Genomic DNA, 18290 nt, shown 5'->3' with positions numbered 1-18290 from the left:
ATGAAGAGCTGGGGAAATAAGCTTGCGAGGATGTGACTTCTTTCACACTTGGCCCCCGCGGCGCGATCCTAGGTTGGCATTGGGATTTTCAGGAATCGCTAACCAATCGGGTCCCGATCGCCGGATCGTTAAAATGCGAACGATCGGCTCAATCGAGAAACAAATCGGTTTTGCGACATTGCGCCATCCGCGTTCCGGAGGGTGTGATGAGCGAAGCCGAATTCAACTTGATGCTGGATGCCGTCCGGGACGCCATGGCGCCCGCGCCGGAGGAGGAATTCGTGCCCCGCTCGTGGACGTACGACGCAGCGCCCAAGGCTGCCAATGACAACGAGGGCGCCTGGCCCCTCTTGCCTTTTCCGGACGACTGGTACGCGGCCTGCTGAACGATCCGCGCCTGACCAAATGGCCCGGCGCATGACGATCAATTCTTGGCGCCCGGTACCTCCTCGCCTTCAGGCAAACTGAATCATCACGGCTCCGCCGCCATCAGGGGCGCACGGCCGTGGCGGCCGGATCGCCATAAACCGTATAGGAGAGCCACGACAACTCGCCGGCGTCTTTCGAGGCGTTGCGGGCCGCGCGGGTCGCCTCCACCAGCGTCTGGCCGCCCAGCAGGCTCTCGTAGAATTTCTTGGCAAAGATCAAAGCCGTTGAATCGCCGACCGACCATTGCGCCCCGATGAAGGCGCCGGCTCCGCGGGTCGATACCGGCTTCAGGAATGCGGCGGCAAATCCGCCGACCCCCACCATCGAATTACCGGAACGGCCGGCCTGACAGGCGTTGAGGAAAACGATCGGCTGACTGTTGGCGTCGAACGCCAATGCGGTCTTCACGATCGAGTCCGTCAATTCATCGGTCTCGTAGCGCCCATCCTGGCCAAGGCGCCCGGTCATCAGCAGGCTCGCCCGGATGACACCGCCGACCGTAGACGTTCCGTGGCCGCTGACATGCAGAATGTCGATCGGGCCCGGCCGCCGCAATTGCGCGTTCAACACCACAGAATCCGCCTCGAGCTGCACCGCGCCCGGAAACATCGTCTTCAAAACCTCCCGCTCCTGTTGCGCCTCGGGAAGCTCGTAGTCTGGCACCGGATAGTTCGGCACGACATAGCGAACGTGGTTCGGCCGGACCGACAGCCGCCGCGGCGGCCATTGCGTATCGTGCAGCCAGCGGATGAGGCCATACTCGGCAAGGAAGCCTTCGCCGTCGACGTCCTGGCGATCGGGATCTGCCAGGAACATCATTTCCCAGGGAAAGCTGGTGTCTTCCGACAGGACCTGGATCCCCGCAATGCGCTTGCGGTTCGTCCATAACGCGCGCCGCAGGCGTTCGGGGAGCAGTTCGTTGGCCATGTCCTCGCCGATCGCACGCAACCGTGTCATGAAACGCTCGCGCGAGATCGAGTCGCTGAACCAGGCCGTCTCGACATTCTTGAGCAGTTCGGTGACGTAGCTCTCCCGATTGAAGCCGTCGCGCAGCGATATCGTCTGGTTGATGTTGATGTTCGGATCGGCGCATTCGAGATCGAAGCGCAGGGAGATGCGGCCGGGAACAGGCTGGATCTCGTAGATGCGCAGGACGGCGTTGCGCTGCGCGGCAGGATTGACGGTCGCAGATGCAGTGACCGTGAGCATCTCGCTTTCGTCGTCGATGAAGATTGGGCGCAGCGTGAAGGATGTCAGGACGCGGGCGGATTGACGGATCTCGACCAGAAACTCGGCAGCTCCGAATGCCACACCGTCGACCCGGAAAACGAATGTCACCGGATTGTCGTCGGCTGGAGCTTCAGTGACGACCTCGGCGGGCACGGGATCGACCACGCGCGCATTCTTTAATCCGATGACCTCGATCGTCAGCGGTTGAGCCAACGAGACGGCCACAGGGCCGCTCTTGGCACTCGTCGCCGAGACCGCGAGATCAATGGCGGCGCGCGACACGATCACCTCCAGACGCGTTCGCTTGCCAAGCGGCGGGTTCGGCGGCATTCGCGCGGCAAAATGACATTCCGAATCCGTCCTGACCCGGCCTGTCGCCGGCTGGTTTTCGGAATCCGGCAGCAGCTTGTCGAGTTTTATCCCGCGAAGCTCGTCCGACATCAGGACGCGGCCAGTGGGCAGCGCGCCTCTTCTGAGCGGCCTTCCAACAGGCGCGGTTGGTGTGACTGGCGGCACGACCGGTGCCGCCTCGAGTACGACTGATGGTGCAGAGGCCGGAATCGGCGGGGCGAGCAATTCCGCTGGAGCTGGCAATCCCAGCCACCCCGACAGTTTATCGGCGACTTCGGGCTGAGCAAAATACGTGATGTGGTAGACCCTGTCGGTCTCGCCAAACGGAAATTCGTGCTCGCTGGCGAGGCGGGCTGAAAGTGTACCCAACGCGGTCATCGCGGCCGTGTCGACCACCAGATCGTTGGCCTGATCCTTGAACAGGCGATCGGCGATACGATCGATCAGCAGTTCCGCCGTTTCCTTGGCGATCCCCGCTCCGATCTCGAATGCCGGCTCGAAGTTGGCCGAAACCGCGAAATATGTCGTGTTGGGCGAGCCGGGATTCTGCGCTTGATTCAACTGAGTGACAACGTTCCCATCCGGGCGCATCGCCGCCAGACCGGGCACCACGTTGTCTTCGATCGCCGCATCGGCAAGCGCTTGAGCGAAACGCCCCAACAGGCTGACGCTGGTCGAAAAGGCTTTTCCGATCGCTATCCCGGTCGGTCCACCGAACGAACCGAGCATGGTCGAGCCGCGTGCGAACAGATTGGTGTAGGTGTCGAGAAGGTCCTTGACGTTTTCCGGCTCGGCCAGATGCGTCCCGCCATTGGTGCAGCCGACGAATACCGCGCGGTTGAAGACCACGCCGGGCAGCACGGCATCGGCACCACCGAGCAGCCCTTCCATCAGGCTCCTCAGCACGAGTCCGCCGCGGCTATAGGCGATCGCATCGATCTTCGAGCCTTCCGGCAGGGCGAGGCCGCCGAGGGCCGTCAGTATCTGCTGCGCATTCGTCATTGGGTCTTCGGTCAGCGTGCGATGATCGAAGCCGAGAATGAGATGGTACGCCTTCAGCGCGCCCGAAAGGAATGCGCGACCCTTCGGATGCGAGACGAGATGGCCGAAGCTGCCCCGCGTTGACGAGAACGTGCCATGGACAAACAGCAGGATCTTCTGCGCCGGTCCGGCCGTCGTCGCCTGGATCGTGAGAGGTCGCCAGGTCTCGATGTCCAGACTCGGCATGGCAACGGGCCCAGGCTGGAGCGCGCCTTCCAGGCGCGCGGCAAGCGTTGCCGCCGCCCACCGACCGACATATTTGAACACGACGACGCGGACCTGGTCGAGCACCGCATCGACCAGCCAGTCGGTGAAGACGTTGCGGCGCGGCGGTGCCGCCCCAGGGGGAGCGACGGCCGGCGGCCTCACCAGGGTGAAAGAAAGTTGACGCTGAGCCCGGCGCGCGCCGGGCGGACCGGGCACCTCGTCCGGCGTGACCCAGGTAAACACGCCGTTGGCCTCGACCAGCACCACGGCGCCCTCACCCGGCGCGATATCGACCTCCACGCGCGGGATGTCCCCCGGAGTTGCTCGCATGGATCGTTGCGCGCCACGCGGCGGCACCAGGATCCCGTCGGCGGCCACGGTCAGGCCGGCATCGGCGAGACCCGACGGCAATGCGGGCGAGACACCCGGACTTGCCCGCATCCGGCGAACGGCGACGCCGGGCACATCGGGAGTTAGGACTTCCACACGAACGCTCTCGGGGTGCGTGATGGTCACGCCGGTTGCCATCGGTGTCGTTGCCATGTGGCCCCCTCCATTGGCGATCAATGAGGATTCCTACCAAGGGTTGTATCCGTCAAGCCTGTCCCGACGTTCAATTCCTGACCGTGCGCAGATGAATTTCAGTCCTTGGCGCCGTCCTGCGAATGAGCTCATCCGATGCGGCGTTCGGCCTCACGGACTGCGAGACCTTTTGTCGTTGACGGGCTTGTCGGCGTCGCGTGAAAATCGTCCCGAGCCCCCACGCACATCGGAGCTGAGCGAGGACTGCTTTGGTCAACTCGTGCCGCGAATTTCGACCGCCCGATCGTGCGCGAATGCGGCCGTGCCAGCCCGATCCGCGGGGCCCGGCAAAGTCGGACGAAGGCGGTTGCCTAAACGGTTGATCCCCTATATTGCTCCGCCCTCACAGGGGCCACGTGGCGGAGTGGTTACGCAGCGGTCTGCAAAACCGTTTACACCAGTTCAATTCTGGTCGTGGCCTCCATTCCAACTCATTGAAATATTTACAGCATTTTTCGTCCCCGACGGGATGGAGACTTAGTGCCGCTTGCCGCGTCGGAAGTCGCGCCGGCGCCCCTTTGGAACCGGCTTGGGTGCCAATTCCGGCATCGTCGCCTGGACCTCGCGATACCGCGCTAACATCCGTTCAAAACTGGCGTGCAGCGCCTCGGCGATGTCGGGACGCCGTTCCAGGCCCGCCAGCATCACGGCAGCCGCCTCGATGGTCGAGAGCCCATCGCGGCGCGGCTCGCGGCGCAGGCGCCCGTAGCGCGACGGGTGGGCCGGGTTGAGGATCACGCGCTGGCACTTCAGCATCCAGGGATTGCGCCACCACAGCGCTTTGGCCTGGCTCCAGGTGCCGTCGAGCAGCACCACGCCTTCGATCTTGCTCAGGATGGCGCGCTGGTTCTCGGCAATCTCGCCTTTGCGGGTGAGTGCCACGATGTCGCCCTCGGCCTCGAGTTCGGCCGCGCGCGCCGAGCCGAGATAGAGTACGGCCCAGCGCGCGGGATTTTCGACCGGCCGGCCCAACGCTTTGGCAAGGCTTGGCCAGGACAGGCCGACCCGCACCGTGGCGTTGGCAAAATGCCTCGCCGTCAGGCGCGCAGTGCCGAGCGCCCTGTCCTGCTCCTGCGGATGCTGGAGGATCAGCAGCGCGATGCGGCTCTTGAGCGGCATGACGCTGTCGCAGATGCACAGCGGCATCGGCTTCTGGCAGTGCGGGCATTCGGGGATCGGCGCGACTGCCGCAGCCGTCGTGTCCTGTGGGTTCGACATGGCCGCCGCTATACGCTCCGCGGGGCGCGGCAACAACCCGCCTATTCCGCCGGCGCGGCCAGCGCGCGCGGCTCGGAGCGCCGCCGCAGGCGGTCGATCAAGAGATAGATCACAGGCGTAGTGTAGAGCGTCAGGACCTGCGAGACCAACAGGCCGCCGATGATGGTGATTCCGAGCGGACGCCGGAGCTCCGTACCCGGACCAGTCGCGATCACGAGGGGGATGCCGGCGAACAGCGCCGCCATGGTCGTCATCAGGATGGGACGGAAGCGCGCCTGGCAGGCCTCGAAGATCGCCTCCGCCGAGGACAGGCCACGCTGGCGCTCGGTATCGAGCGCGAAATCGACCATCATGATGCCGTTCTTCTTGACGATGCCGATCAACAGGATGATGCCGACGAAGGCGATCACCGTCAGCGGCGTATTGGTGACCTGCAAGGCCAGGAGCGCGCCGAGGCCCGCCGAGGGCAGCGTCGAGATGATGGTCAGGGGATGGGCGAGGCTCTCATAGAGCACGCCGAGCACGATATACATCGCGACCAGCGCGCCGAGGATGAGCAGCGGCTGGCGGCCGCTGGTCCTGGCGAAATCGCCGGCATTGCCGTCAAAGCTGCCGCGGATGCCCTCGGGCATGTGCAATCCCTCGACCGCACGCTGGATGTTCTCCGTGGCGACCTGGAGCGGCACGTTCGGCAAGAGGTTGAAGGATACGGTGGTCGAGGGGAATGCCTGGGAATGATAGACCGCGAGCGCGGCAAGGCCACGCGTCGCGTGCACCACGGCCGACAGCGGCACCTGCGCGTCGCCCGCGCCGGCGACGTAAATGCGATCGAGATTGGAGGGATCGACCTGGAATTTCGGATCGATCTCCAGCACGACCATATACTGGTTGCGCTGGGTGTAGATGATCGAGATCTGCCGCTGCGAGAACGCGTTATTCAGTGCGTTGTCGATGTCCTGGACTTTGACGCCAAGCGTCGCGGCCTTCTGGCGGTCGATATTCAGCGTAAGCTGCAGGCCGCCGGGATCGCGGTCGCTGGAAATGTCGGTAATGCCTTCGACCGTCTCCATGCGCTTGGCCACGATCGGGGCCCATTTCTGCAACAGGCCGAGGTCCGTGCTGGTCAGCGTATACTGGTAATCGGAGTCGCTCTGCCGTCCACCGGCGCGCACATCCTGGGCGGCAAACATGAAGAGCCGGATGCCGGGCACGGGATACAGCGCGCGTCGCAGCCGGTCGATCACGAGCTGCGTCGAGATATAGCCGCGCTCTTCCGGCGGCTTCAGGCTGATGTACATGATGCCGCGATTCGAGGTCGCGCCGCCCGGTCCCCCGCCGCCGCTACCGACCGTCGAGCCGATCCCGGCCACCGCTGGATCCTGCATCACGATGTCGGCAAGCCGCTGCTGCAGGCCCAGCATCGACTGGAACGAGATATCGGCCGAGGCGCGTGTCGCGCCGATGACGAAGCCCGAGTCATCGGTCGGGAAATAGCCCTTGGGCACCTTGACGTAGAGCGTCACCGTGAGGCCGATGGTGGCAAAGAACACCAGCAGCGTCAGCAGCGGAAACTCCAGCACGACGCGCAAGGTGCGCGTGTAGAAGGCGACGATGCGCGACAACGATCCCTCGATCATCCGATCGAACAGCGTTGCGGTTCCCGAGGTGGTCTGCCGGACATAATGGGCGCAGATCATCGGCGTCACCGTCAGCGACACCAGCGTCGAGACCAGAATCGCGAAGGTGAGCGTCAGCGAGAATTCGCGCAACAGCCGGCCGACGATGCCGTCCATGAAGATCAGGGGCGTGAAAGCCGCGATCAGCGACAGGCTGATCGACACCACGGTGAAGCCGATCTGACGAGCCCCCTCCTGCGCTGCCTGGAACGGCCGCATGCCATGCCCGAGGTTGCGGAACATGTTCTCGATCATGACGATGGCGTCGTCGACCACGAAGCCGACTGAAATCGCGAGGGCCATCAGCGACAGATTGTCGATGGAGAAGCCGGCCAGCCACATGCCGGCACAAGTGCCGGCGAGCGCGAGCGGCACCGAGATGCCGGCTGCGATGGTCGGGGTGAGGCGACGCAGGAACACGAACACCACGACCATCACCAGGACGGCGGTCGCAAGCAGCGTCCACTGCATGTCCTGCACGCTGGCCCGGATCGTGCCGGTGCGATCGACCAGGGTGGAGATCTCGACGCCGGCCGGAATCCATTGCTTCAGCTTGGGGATCAGCGCCTTGACCCGGTCGACAGTGTCGATGACGTTGGCGTCCCCCTGCTTGGTGATCTGGATCAGCACCGCCGGCTGCTTGTTGAACCAGGCGATCGAACGCGCGTTGCGGACGGCGTCCTCGATCTCGGCGACGTCGGAGAGCCTTACGAAATTGCCGTTCGAGCTTTTGATGACGATGTCGCGAAATTCTTTGGCCGTGCGCATCTGCCGGTTGAGCGATAGCGTCTCGCTCTGGCGATCGCCGTTGAAGATGCCGACCGGGCCGAGGGGATTGGCGTTGATGATCGCGGTGCGCACGTCATCGGTGGCGATGCCGGCGTTCGACAGCGCTACCGGATTGAGCTGGATCCGCACCGCCGGCTGGTCCGCACCGCTCACCGTCACGTCGCCGACGCCCGGCACCTGTGAGATGCGCTGCGCCAGCACGGTATCGGCGACGTCGTAGATCGCGCTCGCCGAGAGCGTCTTCGAAGTCAGCGCCAGCACGAACACGGGCGCGCCTGCGGTGTTGGCTTTGCGAAAGCGCGGCAGCGTCGGCAAGTCGCTCGGCAGGTCAACGAGCGAAGCATTGATGGCGGCCTGCACGTCGCGGGCGGCCTTGTCGATGTTGCGGCCGATGTCGAACTGGAGCTGGATGCTGGTCGTGCCCAGCGAACTCGTCGAGGTGATCTGGTTGATGCCTGCGATTTCGCCCAGCCGCCGTTCCAACGGCGAGGCCACCGTCGCCGCCATCACCGAAGGATCGGCGCCGGGCCGCGTCGCGGAGACGAAGATGGCGGGGAAGTCGACATTCGGCACCGAAGCGACCGGCAGGAACTCGTAGGCGACGACACCCAGCAGAAACAGCCCGATCGACAGCAGCGTGGTCGCGACCGGGCGGCGGATGAACGGCTCCGAGATCGACGCCATCACTGCATCCCTTCGGTCGCGCCGGCGACCGGCGGACCGCCGGATTCGGCCGGCGGCAGCGCCTGCTCGAGGCGGCGGTTGATGCGGTCAAGCGCGAGGTAGATCACGGGCGTGGTGTAGAGCGTCAAGAGCTGGCTGAGCAGCAGGCCACCGATGATGGAGATGCCGAGCGGAAAGCGCAGCTCGGAGCCGGTGCCGCTTTCGATCGCGAGCGGCAGTGCGCCGAACAACGCCGCCAGCGTCGTCATCATGATCGGGCGGAAGCGCAGCAGACAGGCCTGCACGATCGCTTCGGTCGCCGACATCCCCTGCCCGCGTTCGGCCTCGAGCGCGAAGTCGATCATCATGATCGCGTTCTTCTTGACGATGCCCATCAACAGGATGATGCCGATAAGGCCGATCACCGAGAGGTCCTGGCCGCACAGCACCAGCGCCAGGATCGCGCCGACGCCGGCCGAGGGCAGCGTCGAGAGAATGGTGATCGGGTGGATGTAGCTTTCATAGAGCACGCCGAGCACGATGTAGATCGTGATCACGGCGGCGAGCAGCAGCCAGGGTTGGCCCGCCAGCGCCTTGGCGAATTCGGCGGCATCGCCCGCATAGACTCCGACGATGCTGTTGGGCATGCCGATGCGGGTCTCGATCGTCTTCACCGCCGCGACTGCGTCGCCGAGCGCCGCGCCCGGCGCGAGGTTGAAGCTCAGCGAGACCGCCGGGAATTGCGCCTGGTGCGAGATCGCAAGCGGCGCGGTGGTACGCTTCAGTGTCGCCACGGCGGACAGCGGCACTTGAGCGTTCGGCGCGCCGGCGATGATGCTCGCGGCACCCGGCAGATAGAGCTTTGAGAGGATCGAGGGGTCGCGCTGGTACATCGGCAAGGCCTCCAGCACCACGCGATACTGATTGGCCTGGCCGTAGATCGTGGAAATCTGCCGCTGCGCGAACGCATCGTTCAGCGTGTCGGTGATGCCCTGGAGGCTGACCCCGAGCTGGCCGGCGCGAGTGCGATCGACGTCGAGCTGCGCCCGCAGCCCGCCTTCCTGCGCTTCCGAGGAGACGTCCCGGAACAGTGGATCACGCCGCATCTCCGCGACCAGCTTGCGCGCCCATTCCGACACCAACGTCGCATCGGTGCCGGTCAGCGTGTACTGGTATTGCGACCGGCTGGACTGGGTCGAGATCTGCACGTCCTGCACCGGCTGGAAATAGACGGTCATGCCGGGGATTCCGGCCACCCTCTGCTTCAGCCGGGTCACGACCACGCCGACATCGTCGCGCCGCGCACCACGGGGCTTCAGCGTCATGACGAGGCGTCCGACGTTAGTGGTCGGGTTGACCGAGCCTGCGCCGATCACCGAGACGACGCCGGTGACGTCGGGGTCGGCCTTGATGGCATCGGCGGCCTCGGTCTGCCGCTTCTGCATCTCCGCGAAGGACACGTCCGCCCCCGCCTCGGTCACCGCCGTGATCGAGGCGGTATCCTGCAGCGGCAGGAAGCCCTTTGGCGCGACCACGTAGAGAACCAGGGTCGCAATCATCGTGGCGAAGGTGACGACCAGCGTGGCACGCTGGCGCTCCAGCACCCAGAGCAGCGTCGAATGGTAGACCTCGACGGTGCGGTCGATGAAGCGGCTGATGGCTGCCAGGCCCGGCACCGCCAGCTCCTCATGGGCAGCCTTGAGCAGGCGCGAGCACATCATCGGCGTCAGCGTCAGCGAGACCACGGCCGAGGTCACGACTGCGATCGTCAGCGTCAGCGCGAATTCGCGGAACATCCGCCCGACCAGGCCCGACATGAACAGAAGCGGGATGAAGACCGCAATCAGCGATACCGTCAGCGAGATCACGGTGAAGCCGATTTCGCTGGCGCCCCTGAGCGAGGCCTCCATCGCGCTCTCGCCGTTCTCCATGTGCCGGACGATGTTCTCGATCATCACGATGGCGTCGTCGACGACGAAACCAGTACCGATGGTCAGCGCCATCAGCGACAGATTGTCGAGGCTGAAGCCGGCAAAGTACATGATGCCGAAGCTCGTGATCAGCGACAGCGGCAGTGCTACCCCCGCGATCAGCGTCGCCCGCAGCGAACGCAGGAACAACAGCACCACCAGCGTCACCAGCACGACGCTGAGGATCAGCGTGAACTGGACGTCGCGGACCGAGGCGCGAATGGTCTCGGTGCGGTCGGAGACGACCGTCAGGTTGACGCCCGCCGGAATGGCGCGCTGGACCTTCGGGATCTCGGTGCGGATCTGGCGTACGACGTCGATCACATTGGCGCCGGGCTGGCGCTGGATGTCGATGATGACGGCCGGCGTGCCCTGGTACCAGCCGCCGGTGCGGTCGTTCTCGAGGCCATCGACGATCTGCGCGACGTCGCCGATCGTGACCGGCGAGCCGTTGCGGTAGGCGATGATGATCGGTCTGTAGGCGTCGGCTGCAGCGATCTGGTCATTGGCTGCGATGATGTAGGATTGCTGCGCGCCATCGAGCGAGCCCTTCGGTCCGGATACGTTGGCATTGGCGATGGCGGTGCGCAGATCCTCCATGGCGATGCCATAGGCCGCAAGCCGCGCCAGATCGGCCTGGATGCGCACCGCAGGCTTCAAGCCGCCGAGCACCGAGACCCGCCCGACGCCGGAAATCTGGCTCAGCCGCTGCGCCAAAATCGTATCGGCGATGTCGCTCATCACCCGCAGCGAGATCGTCTCGGAGCGCAGCGCCAGGGTCATGACCGGCGCGTCCGCCGGGTTCACCTTGGCGTAGGTCGGTGGGTAAGGCAGCGTCTTCGGCAGTACGCCGGCGGCGGCGTTGATCGCGGCCTGCACGTCTTGGGTTGCGCCATCGATGTCGCGATTGAGGTCGAACTGGAGCGAGATCTGGCTGACGCCGAACGAACTCGTCGAGTTCATCGCTGACAGCGACGGGATTTGCCCGAGCTGCCGCTCCAGCGGCGCGGTGATCAGCGAGGCGATTACGTCGGGGCTGGCGCCCGGCAACTGCGTCGTCACCTGCACCGTCGGGAAGTCGACCTGCGGCAGCGCGGACACTGGCAGCGCAAAATAGCCAAGCGCGCCGCCGATCAGCAGCGCGATGCCGAGCAGCGAGGTCGCGATCGGACGGCGAATGAATGGTTCGGAGACGCCCATGGGATGCGCCTGCCGCTCAAGCGGCTGTTGTCGGGATCATGGCTGCTTCGCTCCACCTCCCGATGATTCAGCCCCCTGCGCCGGCCCGGTCTGGCCCTTCTGGTCGCCCTCGCCATTCATTCGCTTGGCGCGGCGCTCCTGCCCGTCCTTGGCCTGACCATCCTTGGTCTGGCCGCCCTTCTGCCCGTCATTGCCCTGCGGTCCGCGCGAGCGCTTGCGCGGGGCGAGATCGGCCGATGGGGTCTGGTCGTCGCGGCCCACGACCACCTTGGAGCCGTCGGACAAATTGGCAAAGCCCGTGGTGACCACCCGGTCGTTCGGCGATAAGCCGCTCGCGATCACGGCGTCATGCTCGTTCTGCTGCGTCACGGTCACGGGCTTGGCCGAGACGATATCGCCCTCGCCGATCACGTAGCTGAAGGTCCCGATCGGACCGCGCTGCACCGCCGATGTCGGCACCACCAGCGCCTGCGGCAGCGTCTCGACCTTAAGGCGGACATTGACGAACTGACCCGGCCAGAGCTGGTAATTGGCGTTGGGAAACTCGGCCTTCAGCCTGAGCGTGCCGGTGGTCTGGTCGACCTGGTTGTCGATGCCGGTCAGCTTGCCGGTATCGATCACGGTGACGCCGTCATTGCCGAACACGTCGACGGCGAGCCGGCCCTTGGCGGCAGCCGCGTTGACGCGGGTGATCTGCTGCTGCGGCAGGCTGAACCACACCGCGATCGGCTGAAGCTGCGTGATCACCACGAGGCCGGTGGTGTCGGCGGCGTGGATGATGTTGCCCTGGTCGACCTGGCGCAGGCCGGCGCGGCCCGAGATCGGCGCCACGATCTTGGTGTAGCTCAGGGTTGCCGCCGCATTGTCGATCGCGGCCTGGTCCGCCTTGACCAGTGCCTCGGTCTGCGCGACCAGCGCGCGCTGCGTGTCGGCCTGCTGCTTGGAGCCGGCGTTGGAGGCGGCGAGTTGCTCATAGCGCGTCAGATCGATGCGCTGGTTGGCGAGCTGGGCCTGGTCCTGCGCCTTCTTCGCAACCGCCTGATCGTATTGAGCCTGGTAGATCGCGGGATCGATCTCGGCGAGCACATCGCCTTTCTTGACGTCCTGGCCTTCGGTGAAGTTGACCGCGATCAGCTTGCCGTCGACCTGCGAGCGCACGGTCACGGTGTTGAGGGCGCGGATCGCGCCGACGCCATCGAGATAGACCGGCACATCCTGGATGCGCGGCGTTGCCGCCAGCACCGGCACCGGCAGATCAGGCCGCGCGTTGCGGCCATTGCCCTGCTGCGGCTGCTGATGCATCGCGGTCCAGCCGACATAGCCGAGGCCGCCGAGGATCGCGAGCGTGATCAGCGTCATGACGAAGCCGTGGCCGCGCGAGGATTTTTTCGCGATCGCCTCCTTCGTGCCTTCCTTGGCATCCGGCTTAAAGAGCATTGACCGGTTTCTCCATCCTCGGCTCCCAGCCGCCGCCGAGCGCCTGGTACAGGCTGACGATCGCCAGCAGCCGCGCGAGCTGCGCCTGCCATAACGCATCTTCCGCCTGAAATAGTGTTTGCTGGACGTTCAGCACGGCCACGATGTCGGCCGTTCCAGCGCGCAACTGTTGCTCGGCAAGATCGAAGGCGCGACGCGACGACGCGACCACCTCGCGCTGCAGTTGCAACCTGATCGTCGTCTGCCTGATCGAATAAAGCGCGTTGTCGACGTCGGCGAAGGCCTGGACGATGGTCTTGCGATAAGTCTGCAGCAATTCGTCCTGACGCGCCTTGGCGAATTCGAAATTGCCCAGAATCCTGCCGCCGTCGAAGATCGGCTGCGTGGCGCTACCGACGAGCTGGAAGAACGCCGCATGCGGCTGGAACAGCGATGTGAGTGCCGAGCTCTGATAGCCGCCATTGCCGGTGAGCTGGATGCTCGGGAAGAACTGCGCGCGGGCATTGCCGATGTTGGCGGTCGCGGAGGCAAGCTGCGCCTCCTGCCGTCGTATGTCGGGCCGCTGCGTCAGCAGCTCAGACGGCAGGCCCGGCGTCACCTTGGGAATCGCGATCCGGTTCAGCGAGCCGCCGAGAACGCGTACGCTCTCCGGCGGGCGCGACACCAGTACGGCGAGCGCATTGACGTTCTGGTCGAGCGTCTGGCGCAGCGGCGGCACCAGCGCCTTCTGATTGCCCAGCACGCTCTCCTGCTGCGCGACGTCAAGATCGGTGCCGGTGCCGGCCTTGCGGCGATCCTTGATGGCATCGAGGATGCGCTGCGCGCTCGCGATGTTGCTCTGCGCAGTCCGCAGGCGGTCCTGCGACGCCAGCACCTGGAAATAAGCGTTGGCGACGCTTGCGAGCGTCGTCAGCGCGACAACGTCCCGATCGAAACGGTTCGCATTGGCGGTTTCTTCCGCCGTCTGCAGCGCGTCGCGGTTCTGGCCCCAGAAGTCGAGCTGATAGCTCGCGCTCAGCGAGGCCGAATAGTTGACGACCTCGCGGCCGCCAATGGAAAGGCCCGACGCGCTCGAGCCGGACGTGCGTGAGTAGGTTTCCGATCCGGTGCCCGACACGCTCGGCAGCAGCGCCGCGCCGGCCTGCCGCGCCTGGGCATCGGCCTCGACGATTCGCGACACCGCGGCCGCGATGTCGAGATTGACCGTCTGCGCCTCTTCCATAAGCTGCGTCAGTTCCGTGGAGCGGAAGCCACGCCACCAATCCAGCGTCGGCGGCGCGTCGGGCTTGCCGGCATATTTATATTTTGCGGGCACATCGAGCGCGGGATCGGGCAGATCCTGCGTCAGCACGCAAGCACCCGAGCCTGCTGCAAGACACATCACCGCGAGCCAGCGCGCCGCACGCAGCGCCCGGGAAGCCGAACCAAGGGATCGCCACATGGCGACCGCCGGGACTTCCTCTGTCACATCCACCCCCTGCCGGGCAGATCAAGCCGCCGCCGCGCCATCGGAATAGCCGATTCGCGGCGGGACAGTCGGGGGCCTTTGTCTAACTCGCTCACAACGGTGATGCTTTCCTGGAACCTTAATTCCATACTACCCGGGTGCGGAACCGCGGGACAGTCCCGCAACAGCGAAACGCACACTTGTGAGGCGCGATCTCCAAACCGCAGAAATGCAAATTGTGCCCATGCCGCAAGGGTTTTTTGTATTTCCGCGACGCCGCACAGCGCCGTCAGCTTACCAAGATTTCATCTGATATTGCCGCCACAACGACACCCTGACGCCGACGTCGGTTTTGCACGCCACCGAAACCCCACAGCGTAGCCGGCCCGACATCGGGCCTGGAACGCTTTCGCACGCGCATTGCAGTCGTCGGAACAGACATGCCCGGCAATGCGGTGGCCTGGACGCCGTCACGCCGCTATGCCGTGAAGGCATATGGCCGCCCGCTGCACGCCCGGCGGCACGCCGTTCGCGATCGCGATCGGCATCACGCTACAACGAGCTCAACGATCCCCGCGATGTTCGCCCATCTGGGCGTCGAGACCGTCGAGGTGCATGCGCTTCGCCGTGCCCGCCGCTCGCGCGTTTCAAATGGCGCGACTTGCCCACTCTTGAAACCGGCTCCAACGCAAGGGCGGACGCCTGGTCCCATGATGGAATGTCGCTGGCAGCATCGCCACGAAACCATCTTGGCGGCCGACAAAACACCCGCCTATATTGTCCGCCGCTGACCGTTTGGGGGGCGCGCTTGGGTCCAGCGACAGAAGCCGGGATGGGGCGCGCCTGGCTCGCGGTCAGCCTGAACCAGTTCAGGTGATGGATCCGCCGATGCCGAACGCCATCTCGGTGACCCCCGACAATGTGGAGACGGTGCTTGCCGACCTGCCGCGCATCGTTCGCCTCGCGCTGGCTTTCGGCTCGCGCCTGAGGCGCGGCACACTCGACGTCATTCTGCCGGATGGCCGTGTGATCCGGCTCGGCGGCCTGGAGGCCGGCCCGAATGCAACTATGCGGCTGCATAATTTCGGCTTCGCTTCGCGGCTGATCAATGGCGGCGACATCGGAATCGCGGAAGCCTATCTCGCCGGTGACTGGGACACGCCGGACCTCACCCAATTCCTCCTGGTGTTCTGCGTCAACCACGACCTGATCCGGACCATGCTGCGCGACAAGCCGCTGATCCGGTTCGTCCAGGTGGTCCGGCACTGGTTCAACCGCAATACCTGCCGCCAGGCGCGGCGCAACATCCACGCCCATTACGACATCGGCAACGCATTCTATTCGGCTTGGCTCGATCCGAGCATGACCTACTCCTCGGCGTTGTTCGAGGAGAGCACGGCCGATCTTACGGCCGCGCAAACCAACAAGTACCGCAGGCTCGCCGAAGCGCTCGATCTCCGCCCTGGCCAGAAGCTGCTCGAGATCGGTTGCGGTTGGGGCGGCTTCGCCGAGTTTGCCGCGAAAACCTTTGGCGCGCGCGTGGTCGGGTTGACCATCTCGACCGAGCAGCGCGACTTTGCGCAGAAGCGAATTCACGAAGCAGGCCTGTCCGAGAAAGTCGAGATCCGTCTGCAGGATTATCGCGACGAGCGCGACCGCTACGACCGGATCGCCTCGATCGAGATGATCGAGGCCGTCGGCGAGCAGTTCTGGCCCAAATATTTCGCGCAGGTGCGTGATCGGCTGCTGCCAGGCGGCCTCGCCGGGATCCAGGCCATCACCATCCAGGACAAGTTGTTCCAGAGCTACCGGCGCGAGGTCGACTTCATCCAGCGCTACGTGTTTCCGGGCGGCATGCTGCCCTCGCCCGCCGTGCTCAAGTCGCTTGGGGACCGGTTCGGCGTTCCTGTCATCCGCGAGCGCATCTTCGGGCAAGATTATGCCAAGACACTTGCCACCTGGCGAAATAACTTCCGCTCGGCATGGCCACACCTCGCCCCGCTCGGCTTCGACGACCGGTTCCGGCGGCTATGGGAGTACTATCTCTCTTATTGCGAGGCCGGCTTCCTGTCCGGGAATATCGACGTCCGGCAGGTCATCTTCGCAAAGCAGCAATGACAGTTCGAAGCCTCGGCTTGTATGCCCGGCAACCCTCCTTTAGGGTCGACCCCGAATTGCGAAACCGACCGGTAAATGCCTGACATGACCATTCGAAATGACGTTGTCGAAGCCATCGGCAACACCCCGCTCATCAAGCTCAAGCAAGCCTCGGAATTGACCGGCTGCACCATCCTGGGCAAGGCTGAGTTCATGAATCCGGGCCAGTCGGTCAAGGACCGCGCCGGCAAATGGATGATTCTGGAGGCGGAGAAGCGCGGCGATTTGCGGCCCGGCGGTCTCGTTGTGGAAGCGACCGCCGGCAACACCGGCATCGGTCTTGCCGTCGTCGCTAGCGCCCGCGGCTATCGCACGTTGATCGTGATCCCGGAGACGCAGAGCCAGGAGAAGAAGGATTTCCTGAAGCTGTGCGGCGCCGAGTTGATCGAAGTGCCGGCGCTGCCCTATGCCAATCCCAACAACTACCAGCATGTCGGCCGCCGCCTAGCCGACGAATTGCGCAAGCAGGAGCCGAACGGCGTCCTGTTCGCCGACCAATGGAACAACCTCGACAACGCCAAGGCGCATTACGAATCCACGGGGCCGGAGATCTGGGAGCAGACCGGCGGCAAGGTCGACGGCTTCGTCTGCTCGGTCGGCAGCGGCGGCACGCTTGCCGGCGTTAGCCGCTATCTCAAGGAGAAGAACAAGAGCGTCAGGATCGCCTGCGCCGATCCGCATGGCGCCGGCATGTACGAGTATTTCAGGACCGGCGAAGCCAAGGCCACGTCGGGCGGCTCGATCACCGAGGGGATCGGCCTCAACCGCGCGACCGCGATCGTCGAGACCGCGAAGGTCGATGATTCCTATCTCATTCCCGACGCCGAAGCCGTCAGCGTGATCTACGAGCTGCTCCAGCACGAAGGCCTGTGCCTCGGCGGCTCGACCGGCATCAACATCGTCGGCGCGATGCACCTCGCCAAGCAGCTCGGACCGGGCAAGACGATCGTCACCGTGCTCTGCGATTCCGGCAGCCGCTACCAGTCAAAACTGTTCAATGCCGACTTCATGCGCGCCAAGAACTTGCCGGTGCCGGAGTGGCTGGAGAAGCGCAGCAACATCAAGCCGCCGTTCGTCTAAGTGGGCGAATGGTGAGTGGCGAATAGCGAATGGATCATCCAATTCGCTACCGGCCATTCGCTATTCGCCTAACGCAGGATCTGGCTCAAAAACAGCTTCGAGCGCGCGTGCTGCGGGTGGGCGAAGAACTCGCCGGGCGTGTTGGCCTCGATGATCTGGCCGGCATCCATGAACACCACGCGGTTGGCGACTTCCTTCGCAAAGCCCATCTCGTGAGTGACGACCAGCATGGTCATGCCCTCCTTGGCGAGGTCGACCATGGTGTCGAGCACCTCCTTGACCATTTCGGGGTCGAGCGCCGAGGTCGGCTCGTCGAACAGCATCACCTTCGGATTCATTGTCAGCGCCCGCGCGATCGCGACGCGCTGCTGTTGGCCGCCGGACATCTGCCCCGGAAACTTGTTGGCCTGGTGCGGGATCTTGACCCGCTCCAGAAATCTCATCGCGGTGGCCTCGGCGTCCTTCTTGGGAATGTTGCGGACCCAGATCGGCGCCAGCGTGCAATTGTCCAGCACGGTCAGATGCGGGAATAGATTAAAACTCTGGAACACCATGCCGACCTCGCGGCGCACCGCATCGATGTGCTTGAGGTTTGGCCCGAGTTCGATGCCGTCGACGACGATCTCGCCCTCCTGGAATTCCTCGAGCGCATTGATGCAGCGGATCAGCGTCGACTTGCCCGAGCCGGAAGGGCCGCAGATCACGATGCGCTCGCCCTTCTCGACCTCGAGGTCGATGTCGCGCAGCACGTGAAAGTCGCCGTACCACTTGTTGAGACCGGAAATCTTGACGATCTGGTTGTCTGACATGGTG

10 protein-coding genes and 1 tRNA gene are annotated in these 18290 nt (G+C 64.6%); 4 read left to right on the top strand and 7 right to left on the bottom strand.

Going from position 1 to position 18290, the window contains the following annotated elements:
- Window positions 1–206: 206 nt before the first annotated feature.
- Window positions 207–386, top strand: coding sequence for a hypothetical protein (locus MTR72_RS39325; protein ID WP_280963966.1), 180 nt, complete (start codon window positions 207–209; stop codon window positions 384–386).
- Window positions 387–489: 103 nt separating this feature from the next.
- Here the strand turns inward: MTR72_RS39325 and MTR72_RS39320 are convergent, their stop codons facing one another.
- The gene (locus MTR72_RS39320; RefSeq protein ID WP_280963967.1) at window positions 490–3801 is read right to left on the bottom strand and encodes a DUF7379 domain-containing protein; all 3312 of its coding nucleotides are present in this window, start codon (window positions 3799–3801) and stop codon (window positions 490–492) included.
- Window positions 3802–4190: 389 nt separating this feature from the next.
- On the opposite strand from MTR72_RS39320, the gene MTR72_RS39315 reads away from it, so the two are divergent.
- A tRNA-Cys gene (locus MTR72_RS39315) sits at window positions 4191–4264 on the top strand.
- Window positions 4265–4317: 53 nt separating this feature from the next.
- Here the strand turns inward: MTR72_RS39315 and MTR72_RS39310 are convergent.
- Genes MTR72_RS39310 through MTR72_RS39290 form a run of 5 tightly spaced genes read right to left on the bottom strand, consistent with a single transcriptional unit; the run spans window position 4318 to window position 14234 of the window.
- On the bottom strand, window positions 4318–5058 hold the full coding sequence (locus MTR72_RS39310; RefSeq protein WP_280963968.1) for a tRNA-uridine aminocarboxypropyltransferase: 741 nt from the start codon (window positions 5056–5058) through the stop codon (window positions 4318–4320).
- A 41-nt stretch (window positions 5059–5099) separates the two neighbouring features.
- The gene (locus MTR72_RS39305; RefSeq protein WP_280963969.1) at window positions 5100–8207 is read right to left on the bottom strand and encodes an efflux RND transporter permease subunit; all 3108 of its coding nucleotides are present in this window, start codon (window positions 8205–8207) and stop codon (window positions 5100–5102) included.
- Window positions 8207–11356, bottom strand: a complete 3150-nt coding sequence (locus tag MTR72_RS39300) for an efflux RND transporter permease subunit (protein ID WP_341512284.1) — start codon at window positions 11354–11356, stop codon at window positions 8207–8209. The genes MTR72_RS39305 and MTR72_RS39300 overlap by 1 nt, the downstream gene beginning before the upstream one ends.
- Window positions 11357–11392: 36 nt before the next feature.
- Window positions 11393–12793, bottom strand: a complete 1401-nt coding sequence (locus MTR72_RS39295) for an efflux RND transporter periplasmic adaptor subunit (protein WP_280963971.1) — start codon at window positions 12791–12793, stop codon at window positions 11393–11395.
- Complete coding sequence (locus tag MTR72_RS39290) at window positions 12783–14234, bottom strand: efflux transporter outer membrane subunit (RefSeq protein ID WP_280970985.1); 1452 nt, start codon at window positions 14232–14234, stop codon at window positions 12783–12785. Before MTR72_RS39290 ends, MTR72_RS39295 begins: the two co-directional genes overlap by 11 nt.
- 894 nt (window positions 14235–15128) lie before the next feature.
- On the opposite strand from MTR72_RS39290, the gene MTR72_RS39285 reads away from it, so the two are divergent.
- Both MTR72_RS39285 and MTR72_RS39280 read left to right on the top strand, forming a co-directional pair.
- Entirely contained in the window at window positions 15129–16358 is a 1230-nt protein-coding gene (locus tag MTR72_RS39285; protein ID WP_341512283.1) for a cyclopropane-fatty-acyl-phospholipid synthase family protein, read from the top strand.
- Window positions 16359–16442: 84 nt separating this feature from the next.
- A complete protein-coding gene (locus MTR72_RS39280) occupies window positions 16443–17477 on the top strand; it encodes a cysteine synthase A (RefSeq protein ID WP_280963974.1) in 1035 nt (344 codons plus the stop codon).
- 68 nt (window positions 17478–17545) lie between these two features.
- Here MTR72_RS39280 and MTR72_RS39275 read toward each other — a convergent pair whose 3' ends face one another.
- Window positions 17546–18286: an amino acid ABC transporter ATP-binding protein gene (locus MTR72_RS39275; RefSeq protein WP_280963975.1), complete on the bottom strand. Its 741-nt coding sequence runs from the start codon at window positions 18284–18286 to the stop codon at window positions 17546–17548.
- Between the last annotated feature and the right edge of the window lie 4 nt (window positions 18287–18290).

This window comes from Bradyrhizobium sp. ISRA442 (assembly GCF_038085055.1).
In the GTDB taxonomy this organism is placed as follows: domain Bacteria; phylum Pseudomonadota; class Alphaproteobacteria; order Rhizobiales; family Xanthobacteraceae; genus Bradyrhizobium.
Note: the sequence above shows the minus strand (reverse complement) of the source record. Positions and strands in the feature narration are given on the sequence as shown.